We start from the raw sequence: 25,553 nt of genomic DNA on the forward strand, positions 1-25,553 counted from the left end.
ATTTAGGTTGCTTATTTACCTTTTTAAACCACAAATAGAAAAGGCGGTGACAAACTTTGAAACAAATTATTAATGTCTTACTTACTTATATTCAAATTCAATATCATATTATTTGCTATCTCTTGACTTTACTTGTTAGTAAAGACTTCATGCCCAAAGATGAGATTCCCATCAGCAAGAAATATCATCATCTTCAAGTTGATGATTTACCCATTATTGAAGTCCTGGAAAAGCTTGATTACCAAAAACTAATAATTGCTTACGAACAGGAACATGGTAAACCTCTTAAACCTGTCAGACGCCGTAACGCCAAATACAAAGTTCCTGAGTCTATGACCTGCCCAAGATGTGGTGCCCCACATATTTATCTTTATGATAATACTGGTGGTCGTGGTCAATATCTCTGTAAAATTTGTAAGACTAATTTTAATGATAAAAATCGCTTTTCTAAAACTGTTATCTTTAGGTGTCCCCATTGCTCTCGTACTCTAGAACAAATTAAAGAGCGTAAGAATTTCTATATCTACAAATGCAAGAATGATGACTGCTCTTTTTATCTTAAAAACCTTAGATCCATGAGTAAAGAAGAGAAAAAACACTTTAAAAAATATCCCCATAAGTTTAAAGTTAGATACATTTACAGAGAATTTGACTTTGACTTTCAACCATTGAGCAAGGAGTCTCCAGATTTACCTAAAGTTGATATCTCAGGAATACATTCTTCACCACATACTCTGGGGTTAATCCTTACTTACTATGTTAATTATGGTCTTTCTTCTCGCAACGTAGCTGCTATCATGGAAGATGTTCATAATGTTAATATCTCTCATCAAACTGTAATTAACTATGCTGATTCAGTTGGTTATCTAGTTAAACCCTATTTAGATAATTATCCTTATGAGCTTTCTGACTCTTTCTGTGGTGATGAAACCTACATTAAGGTTTATGGCAAGTGGCAGTATATTTTCTTCTTCTTTGATGCTGTGAAAAAGATTATTCTATCTTACCATGTCTCACCTAATAGAGATACACCTTCTGCAATTAAAGCTATTAATGATGTCCTTACTAAGATGGATACTATCCCTGATAACCTCAACTTCGTAGTTGACGGTAATCCTATCTATCTTCTGGCTAAACATTATTTCTATCAACAGGGTATTAATTTTGATATCACCCAGGTTCTCGGCCTTACTAATGACGACCCTGTCTCAAAGGAAAATCGACCTCTAAAACAAATTATTGAAAGACTCAATAGAACTTTTAAAAAAAGCTACAGATCAAGATGTGGTTTTAAGTCTTCTAAAGGATCAGTATCATACGTGAACCTTTTTGCAGCATACTTCAATTTCTTAAGACCACATTCAGCTCTAGAGAAAAAAGTACCTGTAACTGTACCTCAGCTTATTAATCTGCCTAACATGCCTGCAAGATGGGGCAAGCTGATTGAACTAGCTCAAGAGCATATACTCTACGAGCAACAGCATTCTGCTTAATCTTTATATCTATTTAGCAGAACCCGAGGCAGCTAAAAGCTTTATCTAAGCATTGGCGAAGCGAACCCTTTACAAACCGAACCAGACAAATGCTAAAATTGAAGTACGAGGGTTGGCTAATTTGCTATGCTCTTTATATCCATCCCCTTCAACCTCGGCTACTTACCAGCAGCATTTGGATGGTGTTTGTCAAGGGTTATGCAACGATCCAACCAGTAAAAATTACTTAAAAGACTAAAATCTGTCTCCAACATCACTTTTTCATAGATTTTTTGACACTACCAGTTTTCTTTAGTAAAAACTATTTTACTACCCCTACCAGCTAAGATAGCTGAATCAACAGCAGTATCAGCCATAATAGCAGCAAATTTATCTGTAATTTGATAATTATCCCCAAAATGAATCGGCACGAGTAGTTCAGGTTCCAGTGATTGAGCAAAATATTTACCAGCCAGGTAGTAATTTTCCCCCAGACGGGGATCAACAGGTATAAAGGCTATATCAATTACTTCACCCTTTATCCTGGCTACTTCATTTTTGAAGTCCCTTTCCTCCTGCAGCTGTTTTTCTATTGAAAAATCTGGCCATTTCCACCAATTTAAATCTCCAGCATGATAAATATTTAAATCTTTTGCCTCAAGAAAGTATGATAAACCCTGATCTGTAGTCCCATAGGTCCTGACTTTAATATCGTCAATTATTCTCTCCTGATATTTTTCCATAAAGATCATATTATGGCCCCTGCTTTTTATTTTTATATCATTACTGAGGATATATTTTATATCCTTAACTCTTTTCTGCCAGTCAAAAATAAGAGGATTATAATGGTCACTATGCCGGTGGGTAACAAAAACATAAACCCTTTTTCCTTTTAAATAAGTTGTATCAACAACACCAGCTTCTAATCCCTCTCTCCCGGGTACAGAAATATCATGATAATAATCAAATATCAGGACTGTATCATCAATTTCTAAAAACACCCCACTATGATAAAGATGATATATTAGCGCTTTCATCTATCACTACCTCCCTCAGTATGATTATTAAACTACAACTATATTAACTTCCGATCAAGTGTCCTGTATTGTACTGCCTCAGCCAGATGGTCAACCTTTATCTCCTCACTTTTTTCCAGATCAGCAATAGTTCTGGCCAATCGTAATATACGATCATATGCCCTGGCACTCAAGCTCAATCTCCTGATTGCTTCTTTAATTAATTGTTGGCCTTCTTTATTTAACAAGCAGTATTTCTGTATCCCTTTGGAATCAAGTTTAGAGTTATACAGGTACGGTTCATTCTTATATCTTTGACACTGAAAATCCCTGGCCTGTAAAACACGCTGACGAATTTGACCGGAATGTTCAGTAGCACCTCTGCCTGTAAGCAGTTCATTGGGACTAAGTGCTGGTACCTCAATATGAATATCAATTCTATCCAGTAGAGGGCCAGATATCTTACCCCTGTAACGTCTAATATCTTTGACAGTACAATTACACTGGTGGTTTTCATCACCATAATAACCACAAGGGCAGGGATTCATAGCAGCTACTAACATAATATTGGCCGGGAAAATCGCTTTAGCCAGTGCCCTGACAATAGAAACTTTACCTTCTTCAAGGGGTTGGCGCAGCATCTCCAGAACAGAACGTTGATATTCTGGTAATTCATCAAGAAATAATGTCCCATTATGGGCCAGGCTTACTTCACCAGGCTCTGGAACCCTCCCACCACCAATTAAACCGACATAGGAAATGCTGTGATGGGGTGCACGGAAAGGACGTTCCTTTATTAAGCCATCACTACTGCCAATTAACCCCATAATGCTATATATTTTAGTTAATTCAAGTGATTCCTCTTCAGTTAAAGGCGGTAAGATAGTCCTCAATCTCCGGGCCAACATAGTTTTCCCTGAACCAGGGGGGCCGACCATGATAATATTATGCCGCCCAGCTGCAGCAATCTCCAGGGCCCGTTTGGCCTCCTGCTGTCCTTTCACATCAGAAAAATCTTCTCTATATTCCTTATTCTTACTGTTTCTTATTAAATCACTTATAACTACTTCCTTAACAATCTCTTCATTAAAATAATCAATAACATCATTGAGGTGAGCTGCTGGTATAATATCTATACCCTCTACAATCAATCCTTCACTCTGATTTTCCTCAGGAATTATTAAACCCTTTAAGCCTTCCCCGCGGGCCTGCAGGGCCATTGGTAAAACACCTTTAACCTTTCTTACTTCACCAGTCAAAGACAATTCACCTGTAATTAAATAATCACCTATCCTTTGAGTACTAATAATTCCTTCAGCCGCTAAAATACCAACCGCTATGGCCAGGTCATAATGCGAACCAGCCTTTTTAAGATCACCAGGGGCCAGATTAATAGTAATACGACTACCTGGGAAACTATAACCTGAATTTTTGACAGCTGCCCTGACCCTTTCACGTGATTCACGGACAGCAGTATCAGGCAGTCCAACAATATCAAAAGCAGGTAGCCCTCTTGCCAGGTCAACCTCAACCTGAACAATAAATCCATCAACCCCCATAATAGTCGCACTCTTAACCCCGGCATACATAGTCCCCACCCCTTATTTTCCGCATAGGTATTTCAGCTAAATCATATAGTCACAACAAAACAAATTGGCTTCGCCACCCAGAGTTAATCAAGTACATCAGCTTTCTTAACTCAAACTATTTATTACACATAGTTAATCAATAAATTATTAACCAGACAAATATATTTGTTGGACGACTCTAGAAATTGTCTTGAGGCATGGACGCCGAAAGAAAATTTCTCGACAGTAAGCGTAAGCAGGACGCTGTAGCACACGACAAGGGAAACAAATATATTTGTCGGTCTTTAAAGTTATCTACAATTTCTAAATCGCATAGTTTCCTGGTATACCTAAACAAAATGATTTAGCCATTAAAAAGCATTCTCAAAATGTTCAATCTCTACCTGCCCCTTTTTCAGCATAATACTTATAACATCAAATCTGAGCTCCATATCCAATCCCCTGTTAATTGATAAATAATATAGAGCAACTTTTTTGATTTTATCCTGTTTTCGATAGTCAACAGCTGCCTGGGGTGGTCCATAATTAATACTGCGTCTAGTCTTAACCTCCACAAATATCAATATGTCATTCTGGCAAATAATCAAATCAATCTCACCAAGTTTACAGGAATAATTCTTTTCAAGTATCTGATAACCACTATTTCTCAAATATTTAGAGGCCTGTTTTTCCCCCCAATCACCGAGCTCTTTCCTGCCCATAGCTTGAAGAAAACTATTATTTTCCATAAAAGAACACCCCGTTAATGAACAACTTTAAAGAATAAACTGGCTTCGCTACCCAGACTTAATCAATAATTATTAATTTTTACTTAGGAATATTTTTTACACAAAGTTAACTAGTTTTAATAATCTAGACAGATATATTTATTGTACGACTCTAGAAATTATCCGTAGGCAGGAGCTTGGCCTCGACGGCCTGATACTGACTCGACCATGCGTAATAAAAAGAAGAGTCAGTGAGCCGGAGGAGAATTTCCCGACAGTAAGCGAAGGTAGGACACCGCAGCGCAACCTTAATTTTCTCGTACGCTCTGCTTAGATGCGGAGTGCCTGCGGTAAACGACAAGGAAAACAAATATATCTGTCGGCCTTCAAAGTTATCCGCAATTTCCTGGTAAACGTTAAAAAATAATTTCTAACCTCATCTATAAAGATACCAGCAAAGTTAATTATTACCATCTGTTCTATTTATTCGAGTTATCCAATTAAATTCCTTCAATTTAATGGGGATTATATTTAAATCAAAAAACTAATGTCTAAAGTGTCTGATACCAGTAAAGACCATAGCAATATTATATTCATTAGCTGCCTCTATTACCTTTTCATCCCTTATTGAACCCCCAGGTTGTATAATTGCCTTAATACCTTTAGCAGCCGCCTCCTCTATCGCATCTGGAAAAGGGAAAAAGGCATCTGAGGCCACTACACCACCTTCCTGTCTACCCTCTGCTTTAAGACCAGCAATTATCATGGAATCAACACGGCTCATCTGACCAGCTCCCACACCTACAATCATACCATTCCTGGCCATTACTATGGCATTAGATTTGACATGTTTTACTACCTTCCAGGCAAATAATAAGTCTGCTAACTGCTCTTCTGTAGGTTTAGTATCAGTAACAATCTCCAGCTCATCCCGTTTAACTTGATAGATATCTCTAGCTTGAACAAGCAGACCACCTGTCACTTTTTTCATATCATAGCCTGGTTTTTCCCTGTTAATATATAAATCACCTACTTCAAGTATGCGGACATTTTTCCACCTGTTCTTTAAAACATCTAGGGCCTGATTACTATATCCAGGGGCAATAACTACCTCGACAAACTTATCTTTCCCAGTTATTTCAATGGCAAGTTCCCCAGACACCTCTCTATTTAAAGCAACTATACTTCCATAGGCAGATAAAGGGTCACCGGCATGAGCATTTTTATATGCCTCTACAATATTATCTGCTACAGCCATTCCACAGGGATTGGCATGCTTAATCACAGCAGCTGCTGGTCTATCCTCAAACTCTTTAACCAATTCCAGGGCACCATTTGTATCATTTATATTATTAAAGGACAATTCTTTACCATGGAGTTGTTTAGCTGTTGTAATAGAAGGCTCTGCAAATGATTTTTCCTGATAAAAAGCGGCTTTTTGATGTGGATTTTCACCATAACGCAGGTTTGACTTCTTCTGATACCTATCCATAATCACCTCAGGTAGATGGTTATCATTACCTCCCTCAATAACACCAGCCAGGTAATCCTGAATCAAATGGTCATATTCTGCTGTATGATGAAAGGCCTGATAGGCTAACTCAAGTTTGGTCTCCTTACTCACAGAGCCGTTATTATCTTTTAATTCCTTAAGCACCTTATTATAATTTTCTGGGTTAACAACAACAACGACATCATTATTATTTTTGGCAGCAGACCTGATCATTGTTGGGCCACCAATATCAATATTTTCAATCGCTTCTTCCAGGCTGACACCCTCTCTGGCAATTGTCTCGGCAAAGGGATAGAGATTACAGACAATAAGGTCAATAGGGGTAATCCCCTGTTCAGCCAGTTCTGTCATATGCTGTTTATTGTCCCTGACTGCCAGTATTCCACCATGCACAGCCGGATGCAGGGTCTTAACCCTCCCATCCATCATTTCGGGAAAATCTGTTATCTCACTTATTCCGATTACAGGTAGACCAGCTTCTGTTAATTTTGCAGCAGTACCACCAGTAGATATTAATTCAATTCCCAATTCATTTAATCCCCTGGCAAATTCAACAATTCCCTCTTTATTCGAAACACTCAGCAAAGCACGTTTTACTTGCATAATTATTCACCCTTTCTATTCCTTAATAATAACCTTTCTACCTTTTACCTGGAGTTTGTTTTCACTATAAAGCCTGATTGCCTCTGGATATATCACATGCTCTTTGCCGAGTATCCTGCTAGCCAGGGATTCTTCAGTGTCATTATCTTTGATCGGTACAACCGCCTGAAGAATAATCGGGCCTGTATCCATTCCCTGATCCGCAAAATGGACCGTACAACCAGTGTATTTAACACCATATTCAAGGGCCTGGCGTTGAGCATGCAAACCAGGAAATGATGGTAATAAAGATGGGTGGATATTCATGATCCGTCCCTGGTAATATTCTATAAAATCCTTCCCCAGGATTCTCATAAAACCGGCCATTACCACTAAATCAATTCCTTTTTCTTCAAATACTTTAATAATAGCCTTTTCATAATTACTTTTACTCCCATAAGAAGCTGGATCAATAAACCGGGCAGCAATATTATGTTTTCTGGCCTTATCAAGAGCTCCAGCATCCTTATTATCACTTACTACAATTCTGATCTCAGCACTCAGACTAGCTTTTTCAATACTATTAATAATTGACTGCAGGTTACTACCTCTCCCTGAAGCCAGCACAGCAATTTTTAACACCCAGGTTTCCCCCTTTATTTAATCTCAACACTATTTTCTCCTGGGACTACTTCCCCGATTAAACAGGCTAATTCACCAAGTCCAGCAGCATATTTTAAAATCTGTTCACAATCAGTTTTATCTACTACCAGAATCATTCCAATCCCCATGTTAAAGGTATGATACATCTCCTTTAGCTCAATATCACCTACAGTTTGTAATAAATTAAACACAGCCGGGATCTGCCAGCTTCCCTCTTCAATGACTACCCCTGTTCCCTGAGGCAAAATGCGGGGGATATTCTCTAGAAAACCACCCCCGGTAATATGGGCAATACCCTTAATACTGAATTTATCCAGCATCTTTAAAACAGGATCAGTATATATCCTGGTTGGTTTTAGCAGTTCTTCACCTAGGGTTGTCCCTAATTCCTCAATCTCCTGCTCAACATTATAACTTCCTAAGTCAAAAAAAACCTTTCTAACTAATGAATAACCATTACTGTGTATTCCACTGGAGGGGAGGCCGATTATCTTATCTCCTGTCTTAATACCTTCTCCACTTATGATCTCTTTTTTATCAACCAGTCCTACTACAAAACCCGCTAAATCATATTCTTCATCCTGATAAAAATCAGGTAGTTCAGCGGTTTCTCCACCAATAAGTGAACAGCCCGCCCGTTTACACCCTGCTACAATACCATTTACTATTTCAGCTGCCTTAGCTGGATTAAGTTTTCCTGTTGCCAGGTAATCAAGAAAGAATAATGGCCTAGCACCCTGGGCCAGGACATCATTAACACACATTGCTACCAGATCAATTCCAATTGTATCATGTTTATCCATCATAAAAGCTATTTTCAGCTTAGTACCTACACCATCAGTCCCTGAGACCAGCACCGGCTCTTTCATGCCCTGTAATAAAGGGGCATAGAGTCCACCAAAACCACCTAAACCTGTTAAAACCTGATGATCAAAGGTTGATTCAACCTTTTCTTTTATCCTACTGATAGCCTTATTACCAGCAGCAATATCTACACCTGCATCCTTATATGTTAAGCCCATTATTTTACCCCCTTATTAACTAACTCACTACCAACCGGGTATTCACCACTAAAACAAGCTGTACAGAAACCATAATCCACTGCTTTAATTGACTTTAATAATCCCTTAATACTCAGATAGTTGAGAGAATCTGCTCCAATATGCTCACAGATACCTTCAAGATCCATCTGCCTGGCAATAAGTTCCTGACAGTTAGAAATATCTATTCCATAATAACAGGGGTTAATAACAGGTGGGGAAGAAATAGCAATATGAACCTCTTTAGCACCAGCCTCACGAACCCTATTAATTATCTGTCTGCTGGTTGTCCCTCTTACTATTGAATCATCAACCAGGATAACCCGCTTCCCTTTGATTACCTCTTTGATGGGGCTTAACTTAATACGTACCTTTAAGTCCCTTATTTCCTGGGTTGGTTGAATAAATGTCCTTCCCACATACCTATTACGCAAAATTCCTTTGGTATATGGTATCCCTGATTCCTCTGCAAAACCCATGGCAGCCGACTTGCCAGAATCAGGTACTGGAACAACTATATCTGCATCCACCTTTATTTCACGGGCCATCTGTCTACCCATCTCCCTGCGGGCCAGGTGGACATTCTGCCCCCCTATATTACTATCAGGCCTTGCAAAATAAATAAATTCAAAAACGCAAAATCTATATGGTTTATTACTACTATAATGGCGGCTTTTGATACCATCCCTATCTATCACAATAAGTTCACCTGGTTCTATCTCTCTAATAAATTCAGCCCCAATAATATCAAAAGCACAGGTCTCAGAAGCTATTACATAACCTGTCTCCATTCTACCAAGAACCAATGGTCTAAGACCAAAGGGATCCCTGGCTGCTACCAGGTTATCCCTGGTCATAGCGACAATACTATAACCACCCTTTAGTTGATGGAGGGTCTGAGTCAGGGCATCTATTAGATTATCTTCAAAAGAACGGGCAACCAGATGAGCAATTACTTCTGTATCAAGAGTGGAATGAAAGATTGAACCGTGGGATTCCAGATTCTGCCTTAATTCTGCAGCATTTATCAGATTACCATTATGGGCTAATGACAGGTACCCTTTGTTACAATTTATTAATAAAGGCTGAGCATTTGTCAGCATACTTGAACCAGAAGTAGAATACCTTACATGACCAATTGCCATCTCACCCTGCAGCTTATTTAAAATTTCTTCATTAAAGACATTTGATACTAAACCCATTGCCTTATGATTCTTTAAGTTACCACTATCATTAACACAGATACCTGCACTCTCCTGTCCTCTGTGCTGCAGGGCAAGCAGACCAAGATAACTTATAGTAGAAATACTATCTTTCTTTTCCGGGGCATAAATACCAAAAACACCACACTCTTCCCCCAATTTTTCTATCATACTTTTTTTCATCTCCTCACCATAGAATCAAGAGTTAAAGGTTTAATTTTCAGTAATTAATTTACCCCTGCAGACGTCTTAATATTTCCTGATATGCCCCTTCAACTCCCCCTAAATCTCTACGGAAACGATCTTTATCAAGTTTTTCCCTGGTTTCACTATCCCAGAAACGACAAGTATCAGGTGATATTTCGTCACCAAGGTATATCTTACCATCACTACCCTTACCAAATTCTAATTTAAAGTCAACCAGTTCAATACTCTTATCCTTTAAAAAATTAGTTAAGAGTTCATTTATTTTAAAGGATAATTCCTTAATCCGGGCAATTTCTTCTCTATCGGCCATCTTCTGAGCATAAATATGGTATTCATTTATCATAGGGTCACCAAGGTCATCATCTTTATAATAGAATTCCAGAACCGGTTGGCTCATAACTGTTCCTTCTTCAAGGCCTAACCTCTTGGCAAGACTTCCGGCAGCAATATTCCTCATTACAACCTCTACCGGTATAATTTCCAGTTTTCTGACCAAAACTTCTGTTTCACTAATCTCTTCTAAAAGGTGTGTAGGGACATCCTTATCGGCCAGTAATTTAAAAAAGATATTAGAAATTTTATTATTCATGACACCCTTACCACTTATCTGTCCCTTTTTCTCTCCATTAAAAGCAGTTGCATCATCCTTAAATAATACTATTAATTTATCATCTTCTTTAGTTTTATAAATCTGCTTGGCCTTCCCCTCATATAGCATTTCTTTCTTTATCATCATACCCCTCCTATATTTTTAATCTTTCCTGCCATTTTTTAATAACTGCCTCAGTCTTCGTGGCAGCAATACCTGTATATTCCTCTGGATTGACCAGTATCTCCCGCTGTCTGGCTGTAAATCTCTTTAAATAAGCCTTTAATTCATCTTTTTCAGGAATCAATTCCCGTAATGTTTTACCTGACTCCTGGGCTTCAAGTGTCAGTCTGCGTACTGCTTCATGTGCATCAGGGTGTCCATATGAAGCCAGTAATATATATAATGGTTCAGCAACAATCATTTCTTTATTCAGAGCAAAATTCTTTTTTATATTATCATAATCAACTGCTAGTTTGCTGAAAACCCTGATTAACCTATTAGCAGCTGATAAAAACCCTACAACTATTTCAGGTATAAAACGACCTGAAGCTGAATTTGTAAGGTCTCGCTGATGTTCAGAAATCTGATCCTGATAAAGAGTTATCATCCTGGGCATAAACTCTTTCCAGAGACTCTTCACATTCTCATAGTTTATAGGATTTCTTTTATGAGGCATGGTAGAAGAACCAACCTGATCTTTGTCAAAATACTCCCCAATCTCTGCTATTTCACTACGCTGTAGATGGCGCATATCATCACTCAAATTCGCTAAAACACCAAAACAGGAGACAATAGAATGCACAAAATCAGTCACATATTCAGGTTCTACAATTTGTGTAGAATGAGACCCGGCCTTTAATCCAAGCTCGGCTAATACCTCTGCCTCAAATTCATCAGGTTCAGCAAAAAATAGGTGGCTTGCATTATAAGCCCCTACCGCCCCTGCTATCTTTCCTCTTAGTAACTGACTCTTTTTACCTATCTCTTCTATTCGATTTCCCAGACGACTAACATATTCAGCAATAGTAAAACCAAATGTTACCGGTACAGCATGCTGCCCATGTGTCCTGCCGATCTGAACAGTCTCTTTTTCCCTATCTGCTAAATCCATCAAGATCTTTTCCAGCTTGATAAGTGTGGGAATAATTAATTCCCGACTTGTCTCTTTAAGACGTAAAGAGTTAGCTGTATCAACAATATCAAATGATGTCGTTGTAAAGTGGACATACGGTTTGCCCTGATCACTAACCCGTTTTTGTATACAATTAACCAGGGCACGTATATCATGTCTGGTCTTTTTTTCTTCCTGATATACCTCCTCAACTGTAATATCCTTAACTACTTCTAGCAGTTCTCCAGCAACTTCTGCAGGACAGATTCCCCTTTTAGCCAATACCTTTACTAAAGCCACTTCAACCTGGAGTTGGTATGCTATCCGGGCCTTTTCAGATAAATATTTCTTATAATCCTGATACTCCTCTTCTCTTAAGGAATAACGATGATCTAAAGGGCTTATATTCTCAAAGATATTACGCCTTATCACCATAACTAACCCCTTTCTTCAAGGTATTTTTGATAACCAAGCTTTTCTAAAGCTGCTGCAGTCTCTGTTACCTTCTCAGCCATCCTGTTCTTATATTCTTTAAACTTATCTCTTAACTTTTTATCAGCTGTACCCAGTATCTGGACTGCTAGCAATCCGGCATTTTTTGCACCATTAAGGGCAACAGTTGCTACTGGTACCCCACCAGGCATCTGTACCATAGAATAAAGTGAATCAGCACCACCAAGTGTAGATGTTTTAATAGGAACACCAATTAGTGGTAAGGGGGTATATGCAGCCAGTACCCCAGCTAAATGAGCTGCCTTACCGGCACCGGCTATTATAATTTCCAGCCCCCTTTCTTCCGCAGTTCTGGCATATTCTTCTGCTGCAACTGGTGTGCGGTGTGCTGAAATAACAGTTATTTCAAAGTCAACTGCAAACTCTTCCAGTACTTCTGCAGCCTCTTTCATAATCGGCAAATCCGAATCACTCCCCATCACTATCCCAACCCTGGCCATAATCTACCACTCCCTATTTTAATATATTTTAATCAGCTATTACAATTTGAACAAAATGGCTTCGCCACTCAGACTTAATTAATAATTATTAATTCTTACTTAAGAATACTTCTTACACAAAGTTAACTAATTTTAATAATCCAGACAGATATATTTGTTGTACGACTCTAGAAATTATCCGTAGGCAGGACGCCGGAGGATAATTTCTCGACAGTAAGCGGAGGTAGGACACCGCAGCACACGACAAGGAAAACAAATATATCTGTCGGTCTTCAAAGTTATCCACAATCTCGAAAAAACATAGAGTTTTCCTGGTAGTAAAAACAAATCTACTTAAGGGCTTTGCTGGCTATATCATTTCGGTAGTAAGCCCCTTCAAAGTCAATCAATGATACACCCTGATAAGCAAGATCAATTGTTGACTGATAGTCTTCCTCCAGAGCAGTAACAGCCAGTACCCTGCCACCATCTGTCACAATATTACCCTGGCAAACTGCTGTCCCTGCCTGAAAAACAATAATATTATCCTGATTTTCAGCTTCTTCTATTCCTGTAATCACCTTCCCTTTTTCATAATTATTTGGATAACCACCAGAAGCCATTATTACGGCTACCGCTTTTTTATCTAACCAGCTTAATTCAATATCAGCTAGCTTACCTGCAATAACAGCCTCAGCAATATCTATTATATCTGTTTTTAACAAAGGTAAAATAATCTGGGCCTCAGGGTCACCAAAACGAACATTATATTCCAGCACCCTGGCCTCAGTATCAGAAATCATCAGTCCACAATATAAAACACCTTTATACTTTATCCCTTCTTCTCTTAACCCAGAAATAGTTGGTTTAAGTATATTATCATAAATATCATTCATAAGTGATTCACCTAATACTGGTGCAGGGGCATAAGCACCCATTCCACCAGTATTAGGCCCCTGATCATGATCATAGGCTGGTTTATGGTCCTGGGAGGGTAGCATCGGCATAATTGTCTCACCATCAACAAAAGCAAGCACTGTAGCCTCTTCGCCAGAGAGGTATTCTTCAATAACAATCCTCTCACCAGCCTGTCCAAACCTCTCCTCAATCATAATACTATTTACTGCCTCAATGGCCTCTTCTTCTGTCCTGGCCACAAAAACACCCTTACCTGCAGCTAAACCTTCTGCCTTAACAACAATAGGAACCCCTTTATCCTTGATATATTTTACTGCTTCAGCAGGCAGGGTAAATGACCGGTATTCAGCAGTAGGGATATTGTATTTTCCCATAAAATCCTTGGAAAAAACCTTACTACCTTCCAGTCGGGCAGCTTTACTATCGGGCCCAAAAATCCTTAATGCCCTATCTTGAAATCTATTTACTATCCCAGCTACTAACGGGGCCTCAGGACCAACAAAAGTCAAATCAATCTCCTTTTTGCTGGCAAAATCTACCAACCCATCAATATCACAACTATCAATAGCCAGATTAGTAGCAATCTGTGCTGTCCCAGCATTACCTGGAGCTACATATATCTCATCAACCCTATTACTTTGAGCTATTTTCCAGGTCAGGACATGTTCCCTGCCTCCATTACCTATTACTAATACCTTCATACTTATACCCCCAATATATAGTTTTGTTTAACCTGCCAGGCATTTTTTATATCCACAAAACAAAAATGCCCAGCAGGAAAGATCTACTTTTCAACATGAGTAGAACCTCCCCGCCTGGGCTTTTATCCCTTCGGTGTGATATAAAATATCTGTACCGCTTGGACCTGCCATTTTATATATTAATTAATAAAAAAAATAAAATGCGGAAACCTAGGTACACTTCCCTCATAGTCAGACAGTTTGCGGCCGTCTGGTAGAGACTTGCAGGCCATATTCCCGCGATTATATGAGGTTACTTTAAAATCTTAGTTTTATTTTTTTTGTTCAACACATTATCATACTTAATTACATATAAATCATAACAAATCCTTTCACCTTAGTCAAATGGTTTTTTGATAAAGATATTTACTTATATGATTTTATACAATGATAATAAAAAACTTAAAAAAACAAGCAGGAAAAATTAACTTTCCTGCTTGTTTACTTTAAATATAAATATCTACTTTTCTTGTTGATTTTGACATTTTGGAATTTTTTTCTGTTTTTTTAAGTAGTTTATCTATTACACCTTTATCCAGCTTAATTATACTAGCTTGCTTTTCTTTTTTTGTATTAACATTTAACATATCTGATTTTTTAGACAGCAAAGTCAATATTTCTTCATTATCAATTTTTTTAAAATTGTTTATAAGTGCTCCTTCTAGTTTTATTTCTTTATTTGACAAATCTAGCTGTTTAGCTCGCTCAGACAATTCATCTAATATCATCTTTTCTTTATGTAATTTTTCTTTTACTGTCAAACTTTTATCTTGTCGTATTTCTTCTAACCGTTCGCTTATAGCTTTCTTCTTTTTTTCTTTTTCTTCATCTTCTTCAGGATTTCCAATCGTAGTTGTACTCACACTCCAGCTACTTACATTACCATTTTCATCAACAAAACATCCTGATGCCACCAGTTTTCTGCCACTCGCTTCTATCATACTTTTTAGCCATGCTTCTCCCTGTGGTATATACTTGATATTATTCTCTACTTTGGCTGCAAATTCAGGGTCATCAGCCATCTTTTTTAGTAAATCAGGGTGAATTACGACATTTCCAAGACCTGTACCGCTAGGCCCTTTATTATTCATGTAACCTATAGACATTTTTAATGAAGGATAATTTCCCTGTAATTCTTTTAAATATTCCTTTTCACTCATCGGTTTTTTTTTATTATGTGAAATTTCTTCTGTTTTATTACCTCCAGCTAAACTACTGCTGTAGTAATTACTGTAATTCGTATTTATGCCGATCGACATTCTTATCACTCCTTATAATTTTACTTTATTATAATACAGTTTCGCTTCGTACTGGCTAGGAGTAAGTGGTAATAAAAAAGTTTACAGTTTAATACATCAAATGCTGAGCGGTCATTCTAAATTAATGAGACACCCTATCATCCCCTATATCTATTGCTAATTATATTAAAATTAAAATCAAATTTTTTAACAATTTAATAATACTTTATCTTATAAACTATCTGCTCATCAATATTTTACAACTGCAACTATACTGTTACCGCAACTTTGTGACCAATAGATGCTGGTTTAACTTCACCTTGAGCTGTATAAATTCCTTGACTAACTTTATCTTTTTTATCTGCACTATCATAATCCACATCTATTTCTTCCTGGCTAGATTCGCTTATCTTGTTTGTTTCTTTTACATCTGTTTCTTGATTTTTTTTACCTTTAGCACTTTTTTGAGCATTTTGCTGTGCATCCTTAATCTTTTCTTTTTCTTCTTGTTTTTTATCCTTAGCTGCTTCCTGACGACGTTCTTCAATAGCAGCCTCCTGCTCAGCTTTTGCCTGTTTCCGGGCTTCTTTCTGTGCTTCTCTTAAGGCTTCCTGGGCCTGCTTATTTGATTCTGCAGCACTATTCAAAGAATCTTGAGCATAACCTGCAGCGCTTGCCATAGTGGATTTATCACCATCAGCTTTTGCCTGATGATAAATTCCCATAGCAACATTGGCAGATTTCATATGTAAACTTGCACCTACCATACCTTGAACAACGCCTGAAGTTAATAGACTCATTTCAACACCCCCTTTCAAAATTAAGGACTATTTCATAGTACTCTCACTAAATATCTTTTAAAATTAAAGTACTAGTTTAATAAGATCCTGACTAGAAATTGATTTTTCCCACTATAATTAAATAGAATAATTATATAATCAATCCTCTCATACATAAATATCTATTTCTTTTATTGATTCTGATTCATCATAATCATTTGCTATTTTCTCTGTTTCTTTTTCTTTTATCTTTTCTACCAGATCAGTCTTAGTATCACCAACCTCATTTGTTTCATCTGTTTTATCCTTATCAGCCTCCTTATCGGTCTTATTTTTCTCTTCTTCTTTTTCTTTATTAATTTTATCTATTTCATCATTTAAATCTTCTAGAGCATCTTTCATCTGCTTATTAAGTTTTTCTAACATTGAATTAATATCAGATAATTTTTCCTCTTTATTGCTAACATCTTGACCCCTTGACGCATCCAATTTAATTTCACTTGACAATACTCCTGATTGCCCTTCTAGCCGCTTACGGATAGCCCCTAAAACATTTACTTGTTTTAGTGATAAAGATAATGAAACAAAGCTTGCTCCTCCACCACTAGTTGAAAATAAACTTACTCCTTCACTAGCACTTGCTGAACTATCTTTTTTATTCCTGTGGTAGAAGATAGTCGTATTTGATAATCTGGAGTTTTCACAATCTATTACTGAGTTATCATTTTTATTTTCTTGCAAATTAAAGTCATAACTTGAGGATATGCTTTTATTGTAATTTTTTTCTACCATCATAACATTCACCCCCTTCCTAACTGAAAACATAGCAATTACAGGAATGGTTATCTTCATTAGATTTAGTAACTACAATAATTACCATCTTTTTTATATATCGTACATTTCTTGGTTTTTTTTAAATCTATTAGGTATCAATAACTAAGCTTAAAGTCTTATATTTCCTGATTACTAATGATTTCATCCCATAATATTCTAAAAATCTTTATTATGCTCTATAATCTTATTTTTTAATTATGCTTATCAAAAAAAAATAAACATGCTAAATAAAAAAAAGAAGCACTCTATTACTTATCAAAAGCAGAGTGCTTCCAGGGTTACAAAATATATTTCCTTATTCCCGGCTACCGGGTTTTACTGCCTTACTACCTTCCTTACAGAGTGGACATTCAGCAGCTTGATAAACAGCTAAATTAAGGGAAATCAATGATTCAAAAGGCACACCGAAGTCAGCTTTACCCCCACTCCTATCAATAAGTGATGCAACAGCAAGTAGTTCACCACCCTTATCACTAACAATTTCAATGACCTCTTTGACAGAACCCCCGGTAGTAACAACATCCTCCACAACTAGAACACGGTCACCAGGATTAATTTCAAAATTCCTTCTTAATTCCATTTTCTTTCCTTTTCTCTCCGTAAAAATACCCGGTTTCCCCAAAGCACGTGCCAGCTCATATGAGACTATAACACCTCCAAGTGCTGGTCCTACAACAATATCAGGATTATAATCTGCAACTTTAGAAGCCAGTTCATCACATAACTTACCGGCAGTGGCTGGATATTTTAAGAGTGAAGCACATTGAACATATCCACCACTATGCAGACCTGAGGATAACAGGAAATGCCCTTTTAATAAGGCACCGGTCTCCTCCAGGTCTTTAAGAATCTCTTCTCTTGACAACATAATTTATACCCCCTCTATCTCCTTGATTATTTTTTCTACAGCAGCTGCTGGATTATCCGTTTTAGTAATCGGCCTGCCAATCACAAGGTAGTCTGCCCCTTTCTTTACTGCATTAGCAGGGGTCATAATCCGTTTTTGATCCCCTTTTACAGCCCAGTCAGGTCTAATACCCGGACATACTGTTAAAAAATCACCGACAGTCTTTTGCTTAATTTCCCCTGCCTCATTGGCTGAACAGACAACCCCATCAAGACCTGCTTTGGCAGCTAGAGCAGCCTTTTTAAGGACAAGTTCCCCGGCTGAGTACCTATTTCCCAGCATCTGTAGGTCATTATTATTTAAAGAAGTTAAGACAGTAACAGCAATTATTAAGGGTTTTTTAACCCCCAGTTTTAGGGCTTCAGCTCCAGCAGCCTCTACAACCGCTTTCATTCCCTCTAATCCTGTAACATGAATATTAAACATCCAGACACCATGTCCAACTGCCTGCCGGGCTGCTGCAGCCATAGTATTTGGTATGTCATGAAATTTAAGATCCAGGAATACCTTCTTCCCCTTAGAATTTAGATAATCAACTACCTTACCACGACTGGCCAGATATTGTTCCAGTCCAATCTTAAATACCTCCACCCTATTTTCAAGGGAGGCAACCAGTTCTTTAACCGAACTTTCTTCCGCTGTATCCAGAGCAACAATAATTTTTTTTCGCAAAACTATCACTCCTTTCAAAATAAAAACCCCTCACCAATCCGGCAAGGGGTATAAATATCCCATAAGATATATATACTAATCCCTTTCTGGCCTCACCGGACCATCTTAAAGGTTTATTATCAATTTTGTTAAATTATATTATATCAGAACAGGCTTTGTCAATTAAATTAATTATTATTAAAGATAGATAAGCTCTTTTTAAGCACTCCCATTAAAGGCAGGCCAATAATATATACAGAAATGAACTGTCCCAAACCAATATATAAGACTGTGATCCAGTATGGCAGGTCAGCTATCAGGTATAGTATCAAGGAAATACCAAAGGCATTTAAGAGAACAGGATATATTCCGGCTTCATATTTATTTCCGGCCCTGGCAGTTAATAATCCAGCTAACAGGGTTATTAATGAACCAAAAATAACATCAACTAAACCATTTGGTCCTAAATAATTAGCAATCATACAGCCTATCCATAAAGCAATGGCAGACCATCCCCCCAGATAAAAGGGTAATAAGGTCAAGGCCTCACTGATTCTAACCTGTAACTGTCCATAAGAAATAGGTGCTAACAGAAGTGTAATAACCGCATAGAGTGCTGCTATCACAGCTATCTTGGTAATTTTTTTGGTTTCAATTCTTTTCATAATAAACACATCCTTAGTTTTGATCAAGCAGGATTTTGCGAACTGCTATTATCTTTTTTTTTTATATTATTTTTTTATAGCTACTAAGTAGCAGTATTAAGCCTTTCATATTTCTCCCTGTATAGTTTCCTGAGATAGGCCAGTTGTTCCAAATTAAACAAACCTTCCTGTTTAATCCTATCACCCAGCTCCCGTAATTCCGCAATATCTACTGCCTCTTCCATTGTCTGTTGAAATTGTTTGAAGGCATATTCATTTACAATAGAAAAAGAGAAGCGGTGTATTTCTAAGGGGCCATTTTCCTTTAAAGCAGCAATATGTTCCTCAGTACCATAGCCCTTATTTCTGATAAAACCATAGGCTGGATAAATAAGATGGTATTCATCCATAATCCGATCCCTGCTAACCTTGGCAATTATTGAAGCTGCTGCAATCGCATTAACTCTACTATCACCATCTATTACAGTCTCCTGCTTTATTTTTATATCAGGGAGCTGGCGGTTTCCATCAATCAGCAGGTAATCAGGTTTAATATCCAACTTGTCTATAGCAGTCCTCATCGCCTTAAAAGTCGCCTGCAGGATATTTAACTTATCAATTACATTATTTTCAATAATTCCTATGCTTACTGCTAAGGCCTTTTCTTTTATCTCTACAAATAGTTCTTCTCTCTCTTTTGCAGATAATTTTTTTGAGTCATTTAAGCCGATAATCTTACTTTCAGGATCAAGTATTACAGCCGCTGCTGCAACAGGCCCAGCCAAAGGGCCCCTCCCGGCCTCATCAACTCCAGCAATAAAATTATAGCCAGATTCCCTTAAGGACTCTTCCTTTTCATTAAGCAGTTTCCACTGCTCTTTTTTTTCTTTTAACCTCTGCTGCATTTTTCGATATCTGACAAACAGTTTCTGGACACCCTTACGGGGATCGAGAGCAAGTTCCTCAATAATATTATCAGTAAGAGCAATCTTTTCTAAAATACTCTTAATTTCACTAATAGTATGTTTATGCCACTGCATTTTTAATCCCCCATAATAGGCTTTTCAAGGGTAACCCTACCCAGTTTACCCCTGCGAAATTCATAAATAAGAGTCTTGGCCGTCCTTGCCCTATCAACTTTACCACCACTCATTAAACAACCCCTCTTTCTGCCAATAAGGGGTAATATATCATAGGCCTGGGCTGTAGATAATTCAAGATGATAGTTCTGTTCAATTATATTCTGATTTATATCCAGAAGATATGTAATAAGTTTATAGGCCGCCATTTCCCTATCATAGACATCATCACTTATTGCACCAGTAATTGCCAGTTTATAACCAATATCCTCATCATCAAACTTGGGCCATAGTATACCAGGTGTGTCTAACAATTGGATATCGTCACCTATTTTTATCCACTGTCTTCCCCTGGTAACACCAGGTCTATTACCTGTTTTAGCCATACCCATACCAGCAAGGGCATTAATCAGGGCAGATTTACCTACATTAGGAATACCAATAATCATTATTCTTATCTCCCTTTTATTACGGCCTTTTTTAGTTATTCGCTGATTTATTTCATTAGCATAATTTTTAATTAAGCCAATTAATTCATTAATACCTTCACCATTCAAAGAATTCACTCTGACTGCTTGATATTTTTCTGTAAAATAATCTAACCACTGCCTGGTTAATCCTGAGTCAGCCAGGTCATATTTATTTAAAGCCAGAATCCTTTTTTTGTCTTTTATTAATTCATCAAGATCAGGATTCTGACTGCTAACAGGTATCCTTGCATCAAGGACCTCTACTACCAGATCAACCAGTTTTAAGTCTTTATTTAATATTCTCCTGGCCTTGGCCATGTGTCCAGGGTACCATTGAACCAATCCCATCATTCCTTTCCATTAAAACCCACAGGTTATAAGGAATTATTATAGAAACTCAAAAAAGGGTGTTCGGCATAACCCTCCCACCCTTATTTCTTAATCTCTCTTTTCTTTAATTCTAGCAGCCTTACCTTTTCTTTCACGCAGGTAGTATAGTTTTGCCCTTCTAACATCACCGCGGCGGAGAAGTTTTATACTGGCAATCTTTGGTGAATGAAGCGGGAAGGTCCTTTCAACAGCAACCCCATGTGAAACCTTTCGAATTGTAAATGTCTCACGAAGACCACCACTCTGGCGTTTGATCACAACACCTTCAAAGGGCTGTAGTCTTTCTTTACCACCTTCAACAACCTTAACCATCATTTTTAGTGTATCACCAGGAGAGAATTCAGGCAGATCATCTCTCATCTGTTCCTGTTCAATACTTTTAATAATATCATTCATACAAGTTCAACCTCCTTCCATTAACGTTCATATCAAATAGAGGAACATTAATTTTTCACAAATGCAATTATACCACATAATACAAAGAAAAACAATTTCTACTAAACCCACCATTCTTCAGCTAGCAGTCTATCGAGAATAATAGAGACTGCACTACGAACAGAGAGGTGATTAAAATTCCCTCTACCATAGACTGGTTCTAAAATATAGTCACATTCCTGTAAGGTCTTTTCTGTCAAACCCCAACCTGTACCAAAGATAATAAGAATAGGTCTATCAGCAGCAAAAATAATCTCCCTCATCTGGCTGTAAGATACAGAATTAGCAAAGGGGTTTGCATCAGTTGCCACCAGAATAGGTGGGCTACCTGTTTCACGAAAAATATCCTCAATCACATTTTCCATTGAAGCAGCAATATCAAGGATACTAAAGGCCTCCTGACGGTTGCTATTATATTCAGCACCATAATCACTTTCCCAATATTTCTTCATTCTTCTCACCAGGGATTGTTGAGATTTCAAGGGATTCACCACATAATATTTCTCAATACTATAGGTCTTACCTGCCCTGGCAATATCGTGCAAATCCATATTGGTGATGGTAGTTGTTATTTTAGCACCCCTTTTATTATATATAGGGTAATGGATCAAACCCAGATATATACTGGCCTCAAGCCTGCTCATCTTTTTTTCACCTTCAAATCCTTTTTAATATCTTCCAATAATTCTATTTCCTCATCTGTTAATGTCTTCATTTCCAGCAGGTCAGGTCTTCTCAGTAGTGTCCTCTTAAGAGACTCTTGCTGACGCCACTTATCAATCTCAGCATGATTACCACTAAGTAAAACCTCAGGAACCTCCATTCCTTTAAAAGACCTTGGTCTGGTATAATGCGGGTAATCCAGTAAACCATTATAAAAGGAATCATTTATAACAGAATTTTCATCACCTAAAACACCAGGAATCATTCTCGCTACAGCATCAATTAAAACCATTGCTGCCAGTTCTCCACCTGTTAGTACATAATCACCGATAGATATCTCATCTGTGACAATACTGCTGCGGATCCGATCATCGAAGCCCTCATAGTGACCACAAATAACAGTTAAACCCTCCTGAGCACTTAAATCCTTAACAATTTCCTGGTTTAGTTTTCTACCTTGGGGGCTCATTAAAATCACGGGAGAACTATCTTTCTCGTTTCTACATTTATCCTCCCAGGCCTTATAAACTGGCTCAACCTTCATTACCATACCAGCCCCACCCCCATATGGGGCATCATCAGTAACCTGGTGTTTACCACTGGCATAATCCCGAATATTAATTATATTAATATCCAGCAAGTCATTTTCTTGAGCCCGGCCGATCATGCTTTCATTTAATGGACCGTTAAACATTTCGGGAAATAGGGTCAATATATTAAAATACATTTATTACACCTCAAAACTAAAGCTCAAGTAATCCTGATATCGGCTTAATTACCATTACTCCCTTATCCATATCTATATCAATGACTATCTCCCGGGCAGCAGGAATCATATATTCATTATTATTGTCTCTGACAAGAAAAATATCAGTCCCCTCTGTTGTAATTACATCAAAAATCTCACCTAATTTTTCCCCGATATCAGTAATAACCTGATAACCCAGTAAATCATCAATATAGTATTCGTTTTCCTCTAAGGGTAATATCTCTTCAGAAGGTATTTTAATAAAGTAATCCCTCAGTTCCAGTGCCTGACCGATATTATCAATTCCTTCCAGTTTTAAGACAAGAAAGTTTTTATGATATCTCAACCCTTCAAGATTCTTTTTGAAGATATCATTACCTTTAGCAAGATAAACACTCTCCAACAACTCAAACCTTTCTGGATGATCAGTTAAAGGTATTACCCTGATTTCACCTTTATTACCCTGGTTTTTAGTAATCCTACCGATCTTAACTAATTCTTTAGTATCCATAAAAATACTCCAAGTATTTATAATTTATTTTTCCTGAATATCAACAATTACCTTTTTACCTTCCTTGGTTGCTGCTGCCTTAACTACAGTTCTGATAGCACGTGCTATCCGCCCCTGACGTCCGATGATTTTACCCATATCATCATCAGCAACTGATATTTCAAGAATTACAGATTTTTCACCCTCTACCTCATTTATATGAACCATATCCGGGTAGTCAACAATAGATCTGGCAATTGTTTCAACTAATTCTTTCATATAAACAATCCCCCTTTATCTCTGCTCATTATATTTTGCGTAAATACCCTCTTTCTTTAATAGACTCTTAACAGTATCAGAAGGTAATGCTCCATCATTTAACCATTTTAAAGCCCTATCTTCATCAATCTTCACAGTGGCTGGTTCAGTTGTTGGATTATAATAGCCAAGTTCTTCAATAAATCTACCATCACGAGGTTTACGGGAATCAGCAACTACCAAACGATAAAAGGCATTCCTTTTACTCCCCATTCTCTTTAAACGAATCTTAACAGACATAAATTCACCCCCCTTCAATTTGTAATCTTAGGGTAAGAAATCTAATTAAAGAAAGGCAATCTACCTTTCATTTTCTTAGCCCCACCGCTAAACTGTTTCATCATTTTTTTGGTCTGTTTAAACTGTTTTAACAGGCGGTTTACATCCTGAATACTTGTCCCACTACCACCAGCTATCCGCTTCCTTCTGCTCCCATTTATCTTGTCAGGTTTCCTTCTTTCTTCAGGTGTCATTGAATTAATAATAGCTGTGATATGATCAAGCTGTTTTTCATCAACCTGCAGGTTTTTTAATTGACCTGCCCCACTTAAACCCGGGATCATTCCCATAATCTGATCAAGGGGCCCCATATTCCTTACCTGTTCCATCTGATCTAAAAAGTCCTCCAGAGTAAATTCATTCTGCTTGAGCTTTTCTTCCAGTTCCATAGCCTTTTCTGCATCTATACTGGCCTCCGCCTTTTCAATTAAACTAAGCACATCACCCATTCCCAGTATTCTGGAAGCCATTCTGTCTGGATGAAAGACCTCAAGGGCATCAAGTTTCTCACCCATACCAACAAATTTAATGGGTTTACCTGTAACAGCCTTAACTGATAAGGCCGCACCACCGCGGGCATCACCATCAAGTTTGGTAAGAATTACCCCATTTATTCCTAAAAGGTCATCAAATTTATTAGCTACCTTAACAGCATCCTGACCTGTCATGGCATCAACTACCAGTAAAATTTCATCTGGCTTGACTTCTTGACGTATTGACTTTAATTCATCCATCATCTCTTCATCTACATGGAGTCGACCTGCAGTATCAATAATTACAACATCATTATTGTTCGACTGTGCAAAACTAATACCAGCCTTAGCAATATCTACCGGGCTGCTCTGATCACCCATAGTAAAAACTGGCAGATCCAGTCTATCCCCTAGAACCTGAAGCTGTTTAATAGCCGCTGGCCTATAGATATCAGCAGCTATCATAGCCGGTCTTTTACCATCCTGTTTTAAAGATTTTGCTAATTTACCGGTACTTGTTGTCTTACCTGAACCCTGTAAACCTACCAGCATAATTACAGTTGGTGGACTATCAGCAAAACTTAATGCACTTTTACTCCCACCCATAAGTTCTGTTAGCTCATTATTTACTATTTTAATTACCTGCTGACCAGGTGTGAGGCTAGCCAAAACTTCATGCCCAACAGCCCTTATCTCAATCTTTTTGATAAAATTTTTGACAACCTTATAATTTACATCTGCCTCTAACAAAGCCAGTTTTACCTCTTTTAAAGCAGCCTTAACATCTTTTTCACTTAATTTACCCTTACCACGCAGTTTTTTAAAAGTATCCTGCAATTTTTCTGCCAGGCCTTGAAAAACCATAATTGTA

General features: G+C 37.6%; 27 protein-coding genes and 1 riboswitch. Of the genes, 1 reads left to right on the plus strand and 26 read right to left on the minus strand.

The window, feature by feature from the left end:
- The first annotated feature begins 56 nt into the window (after positions 1 to 56).
- Positions 57 to 1,493, plus strand: a complete 1,437-nt coding sequence (locus D7D81_RS13735) for a DDE-type integrase/transposase/recombinase (RefSeq protein ID WP_125986144.1) — start codon at positions 57 to 59, stop codon at positions 1,491 to 1,493.
- 278 nt (positions 1,494 to 1,771) lie between these two features.
- On the opposite strand, the gene D7D81_RS13740 is transcribed toward D7D81_RS13735, so the two are convergent.
- From D7D81_RS13740 to ffh, 26 genes are all read right to left on the minus strand, one after another.
- The gene (locus tag D7D81_RS13740) at positions 1,772 to 2,509 is read right to left on the minus strand and encodes an MBL fold metallo-hydrolase (protein ID WP_125990644.1); all 738 of its coding nucleotides are present in this window, start codon (positions 2,507 to 2,509) and stop codon (positions 1,772 to 1,774) included.
- Between the two features lie 38 nt (positions 2,510 to 2,547).
- Positions 2,548 to 4,077 carry a YifB family Mg chelatase-like AAA ATPase gene (locus D7D81_RS13745; protein ID WP_125990645.1) on the minus strand — a complete coding sequence of 510 codons (1,530 nt, stop codon included), beginning with the start codon at positions 4,075 to 4,077 and terminating at the stop codon, positions 2,548 to 2,550.
- 350 nt (positions 4,078 to 4,427) lie between these two features.
- Positions 4,428 to 4,805: a YraN family protein gene (locus D7D81_RS13750; protein WP_205739221.1), complete on the minus strand. Its 378-nt coding sequence runs from the start codon at positions 4,803 to 4,805 to the stop codon at positions 4,428 to 4,430.
- 523 nt (positions 4,806 to 5,328) lie between these two features.
- A complete protein-coding gene (gene purH / locus D7D81_RS13755) occupies positions 5,329 to 6,900 on the minus strand; it encodes a bifunctional phosphoribosylaminoimidazolecarboxamide formyltransferase/IMP cyclohydrolase (RefSeq protein ID WP_125990646.1) in 1,572 nt (523 codons plus the stop codon).
- A 15-nt stretch (positions 6,901 to 6,915) separates the two neighbouring features.
- A complete protein-coding gene (gene purN, locus D7D81_RS13760) occupies positions 6,916 to 7,521 on the minus strand; it encodes a phosphoribosylglycinamide formyltransferase (RefSeq protein ID WP_125990647.1) in 606 nt (201 codons plus the stop codon).
- Between the two features lie 14 nt (positions 7,522 to 7,535).
- Positions 7,536 to 8,564 (minus strand): phosphoribosylformylglycinamidine cyclo-ligase, encoded by a 1,029-nt coding sequence (gene purM / locus D7D81_RS13765; protein WP_125990648.1) that lies wholly within the window; start codon positions 8,562 to 8,564, stop codon positions 7,536 to 7,538.
- Positions 8,564 to 9,955: an amidophosphoribosyltransferase gene (purF, locus tag D7D81_RS13770; protein WP_286169725.1), complete on the minus strand. Its 1,392-nt coding sequence runs from the start codon at positions 9,953 to 9,955 to the stop codon at positions 8,564 to 8,566. Before purF ends, purM begins: the two co-directional genes overlap by 1 nt.
- A 61-nt stretch (positions 9,956 to 10,016) precedes the next feature.
- Complete coding sequence (purC, locus tag D7D81_RS13775; protein WP_125992193.1) at positions 10,017 to 10,724, minus strand: phosphoribosylaminoimidazolesuccinocarboxamide synthase; 708 nt, start codon at positions 10,722 to 10,724, stop codon at positions 10,017 to 10,019.
- A 10-nt stretch (positions 10,725 to 10,734) separates the two neighbouring features.
- Positions 10,735 to 12,126 (minus strand): lyase family protein, encoded by a 1,392-nt coding sequence (locus D7D81_RS13780; RefSeq protein ID WP_125992195.1) that lies wholly within the window; start codon positions 12,124 to 12,126, stop codon positions 10,735 to 10,737.
- 5 nt (positions 12,127 to 12,131) lie between these two features.
- On the minus strand, positions 12,132 to 12,647 hold the full coding sequence (gene purE / locus D7D81_RS13785; RefSeq protein ID WP_125990650.1) for a 5-(carboxyamino)imidazole ribonucleotide mutase: 516 nt from the start codon (positions 12,645 to 12,647) through the stop codon (positions 12,132 to 12,134).
- Positions 12,648 to 12,976: 329 nt separating this feature from the next.
- Positions 12,977 to 14,245: a phosphoribosylamine--glycine ligase gene (purD, locus tag D7D81_RS13790; protein WP_125990651.1), complete on the minus strand. Its 1,269-nt coding sequence runs from the start codon at positions 14,243 to 14,245 to the stop codon at positions 12,977 to 12,979.
- Between the two features lie 208 nt (positions 14,246 to 14,453).
- A riboswitch (purine riboswitch) is annotated at positions 14,454 to 14,555 on the minus strand.
- A 175-nt stretch (positions 14,556 to 14,730) separates the two neighbouring features.
- On the minus strand, positions 14,731 to 15,543 hold the full coding sequence (locus tag D7D81_RS13795; protein WP_125990652.1) for a DUF6033 family protein: 813 nt from the start codon (positions 15,541 to 15,543) through the stop codon (positions 14,731 to 14,733).
- Between the two features lie 248 nt (positions 15,544 to 15,791).
- Entirely contained in the window at positions 15,792 to 16,322 is a 531-nt protein-coding gene (locus D7D81_RS13800; RefSeq protein WP_125990653.1) for a hypothetical protein, read from the minus strand.
- 147 nt (positions 16,323 to 16,469) lie between these two features.
- Complete coding sequence (locus D7D81_RS13805) at positions 16,470 to 17,096, minus strand: hypothetical protein (RefSeq protein ID WP_125990654.1); 627 nt, start codon at positions 17,094 to 17,096, stop codon at positions 16,470 to 16,472.
- 334 nt (positions 17,097 to 17,430) lie between these two features.
- Positions 17,431 to 18,000, minus strand: coding sequence for an orotate phosphoribosyltransferase (pyrE, locus tag D7D81_RS13810; protein WP_125992197.1), 570 nt, complete (start codon positions 17,998 to 18,000; stop codon positions 17,431 to 17,433).
- 6 nt (positions 18,001 to 18,006) lie between these two features.
- On the minus strand, positions 18,007 to 18,723 hold the full coding sequence (gene pyrF / locus D7D81_RS13815; protein WP_125992199.1) for an orotidine-5'-phosphate decarboxylase: 717 nt from the start codon (positions 18,721 to 18,723) through the stop codon (positions 18,007 to 18,009).
- Between the two features lie 158 nt (positions 18,724 to 18,881).
- Positions 18,882 to 19,358 carry a QueT transporter family protein gene (locus D7D81_RS13820; protein WP_125990655.1) on the minus strand — a complete coding sequence of 159 codons (477 nt, stop codon included), beginning with the start codon at positions 19,356 to 19,358 and terminating at the stop codon, positions 18,882 to 18,884.
- A gap of 83 nt (positions 19,359 to 19,441) precedes the next feature.
- Positions 19,442 to 20,377, minus strand: coding sequence for a ribonuclease HII (gene rnhB / locus D7D81_RS13825; protein WP_125990656.1), 936 nt, complete (start codon positions 20,375 to 20,377; stop codon positions 19,442 to 19,444).
- Between the two features lie 2 nt (positions 20,378 to 20,379).
- Positions 20,380 to 21,204: a ribosome biogenesis GTPase YlqF gene (ylqF, locus tag D7D81_RS13830; protein ID WP_286169728.1), complete on the minus strand. Its 825-nt coding sequence runs from the start codon at positions 21,202 to 21,204 to the stop codon at positions 20,380 to 20,382.
- A 120-nt stretch (positions 21,205 to 21,324) separates the two neighbouring features.
- Positions 21,325 to 21,672 carry a 50S ribosomal protein L19 gene (gene rplS / locus D7D81_RS13835; RefSeq protein WP_125990657.1) on the minus strand — a complete coding sequence of 116 codons (348 nt, stop codon included), beginning with the start codon at positions 21,670 to 21,672 and terminating at the stop codon, positions 21,325 to 21,327.
- Between the two features lie 101 nt (positions 21,673 to 21,773).
- A complete protein-coding gene (locus D7D81_RS13840) occupies positions 21,774 to 22,355 on the minus strand; it encodes an RNA methyltransferase (protein ID WP_125990658.1) in 582 nt (193 codons plus the stop codon).
- Positions 22,352 to 23,101, minus strand: coding sequence for a tRNA (guanosine(37)-N1)-methyltransferase TrmD (trmD, locus tag D7D81_RS13845; RefSeq protein WP_125990659.1), 750 nt, complete (start codon positions 23,099 to 23,101; stop codon positions 22,352 to 22,354). The genes D7D81_RS13840 and trmD overlap by 4 nt, the downstream gene beginning before the upstream one ends.
- Positions 23,102 to 23,117: 16 nt before the next feature.
- Complete coding sequence (gene rimM, locus D7D81_RS13850; protein ID WP_125990660.1) at positions 23,118 to 23,633, minus strand: ribosome maturation factor RimM; 516 nt, start codon at positions 23,631 to 23,633, stop codon at positions 23,118 to 23,120.
- 24 nt (positions 23,634 to 23,657) lie between these two features.
- On the minus strand, positions 23,658 to 23,891 hold the full coding sequence (locus D7D81_RS13855) for a KH domain-containing protein (RefSeq protein WP_125990661.1): 234 nt from the start codon (positions 23,889 to 23,891) through the stop codon (positions 23,658 to 23,660).
- A 15-nt stretch (positions 23,892 to 23,906) separates the two neighbouring features.
- Positions 23,907 to 24,170, minus strand: a complete 264-nt coding sequence (gene rpsP, locus D7D81_RS13860) for a 30S ribosomal protein S16 (RefSeq protein WP_125990662.1) — start codon at positions 24,168 to 24,170, stop codon at positions 23,907 to 23,909.
- A 41-nt stretch (positions 24,171 to 24,211) separates the two neighbouring features.
- Entirely contained in the window at positions 24,212 to 25,546 is a 1,335-nt protein-coding gene (ffh, locus tag D7D81_RS13865) for a signal recognition particle protein (RefSeq protein ID WP_125990663.1), read from the minus strand.
- Positions 25,547 to 25,553 lie beyond the last annotated feature (7 nt).

It is taken from the genome of Halocella sp. SP3-1, from assembly GCF_003953885.1.
Lineage (GTDB): Bacteria > Bacillota > Halanaerobiia > Halanaerobiales > DTU029 > Iocasia > Iocasia fonsfrigidae.

What these genes read in the sequence shown, in the direction of transcription:
- D7D81_RS13740 (WP_125990644.1), bottom strand. Translation starts at nt 2,509, where the DNA reads ATGAAAGCGCTAATATATCATCTTTATCATAGTGGGGTGTTTTTAGAA.
- D7D81_RS13745 (WP_125990645.1), bottom strand. Translation starts at nt 4,077, where the DNA reads ATGTATGCCGGGGTTAAGAGTGCGACTATTATGGGGGTTGATGGATTT.
- D7D81_RS13750 (WP_205739221.1), bottom strand. Translation starts at nt 4,805, where the DNA reads ATGGAAAATAATAGTTTTCTTCAAGCTATGGGCAGGAAAGAGCTCGGT.
- purH (WP_125990646.1), bottom strand. Translation starts at nt 6,900, where the DNA reads ATGCAAGTAAAACGTGCTTTGCTGAGTGTTTCGAATAAAGAGGGAATT.
- purM (WP_125990648.1), bottom strand. Translation starts at nt 8,564, where the DNA reads ATGGGCTTAACATATAAGGATGCAGGTGTAGATATTGCTGCTGGTAAT.
- purF (WP_286169725.1), bottom strand. Translation starts at nt 9,955, where the DNA reads ATGATAGAAAAATTGGGGGAAGAGTGTGGTGTTTTTGGTATTTATGCC.
- purC (WP_125992193.1), bottom strand. Translation starts at nt 10,724, where the DNA reads ATGATAAAGAAAGAAATGCTATATGAGGGGAAGGCCAAGCAGATTTAT.
- purE (WP_125990650.1), bottom strand. Translation starts at nt 12,647, where the DNA reads ATGGCCAGGGTTGGGATAGTGATGGGGAGTGATTCGGATTTGCCGATT.
- purD (WP_125990651.1), bottom strand. Translation starts at nt 14,245, where the DNA reads ATGAAGGTATTAGTAATAGGTAATGGAGGCAGGGAACATGTCCTGACC.
- D7D81_RS13795 (WP_125990652.1), bottom strand. Translation starts at nt 15,543, where the DNA reads ATGTCGATCGGCATAAATACGAATTACAGTAATTACTACAGCAGTAGT.
- D7D81_RS13800 (WP_125990653.1), bottom strand. Translation starts at nt 16,322, where the DNA reads ATGAGTCTATTAACTTCAGGCGTTGTTCAAGGTATGGTAGGTGCAAGT.
- D7D81_RS13805 (WP_125990654.1), bottom strand. Translation starts at nt 17,096, where the DNA reads ATGATGGTAGAAAAAAATTACAATAAAAGCATATCCTCAAGTTATGAC.
- D7D81_RS13820 (WP_125990655.1), bottom strand. Translation starts at nt 19,358, where the DNA reads ATGAAAAGAATTGAAACCAAAAAAATTACCAAGATAGCTGTGATAGCA.
- rnhB (WP_125990656.1), bottom strand. Translation starts at nt 20,377, where the DNA reads ATGCAGTGGCATAAACATACTATTAGTGAAATTAAGAGTATTTTAGAA.
- ylqF (WP_286169728.1), bottom strand. Translation starts at nt 21,204, where the DNA reads ATGGCCAAGGCCAGGAGAATATTAAATAAAGACTTAAAACTGGTTGAT.
- rplS (WP_125990657.1), bottom strand. Translation starts at nt 21,672, where the DNA reads ATGAATGATATTATTAAAAGTATTGAACAGGAACAGATGAGAGATGAT.
- D7D81_RS13840 (WP_125990658.1), bottom strand. Translation starts at nt 22,355, where the DNA reads ATGAGCAGGCTTGAGGCCAGTATATATCTGGGTTTGATCCATTACCCT.
- trmD (WP_125990659.1), bottom strand. Translation starts at nt 23,101, where the DNA reads ATGTATTTTAATATATTGACCCTATTTCCCGAAATGTTTAACGGTCCA.
- rimM (WP_125990660.1), bottom strand. Translation starts at nt 23,633, where the DNA reads ATGGATACTAAAGAATTAGTTAAGATCGGTAGGATTACTAAAAACCAG.
- D7D81_RS13855 (WP_125990661.1), bottom strand. Translation starts at nt 23,891, where the DNA reads ATGAAAGAATTAGTTGAAACAATTGCCAGATCTATTGTTGACTACCCG.
- rpsP (WP_125990662.1), bottom strand. Translation starts at nt 24,170, where the DNA reads ATGTCTGTTAAGATTCGTTTAAAGAGAATGGGGAGTAAAAGGAATGCC.
- ffh (WP_125990663.1), bottom strand. Translation starts at nt 25,546, where the DNA reads ATGGTTTTTCAAGGCCTGGCAGAAAAATTGCAGGATACTTTTAAAAAA.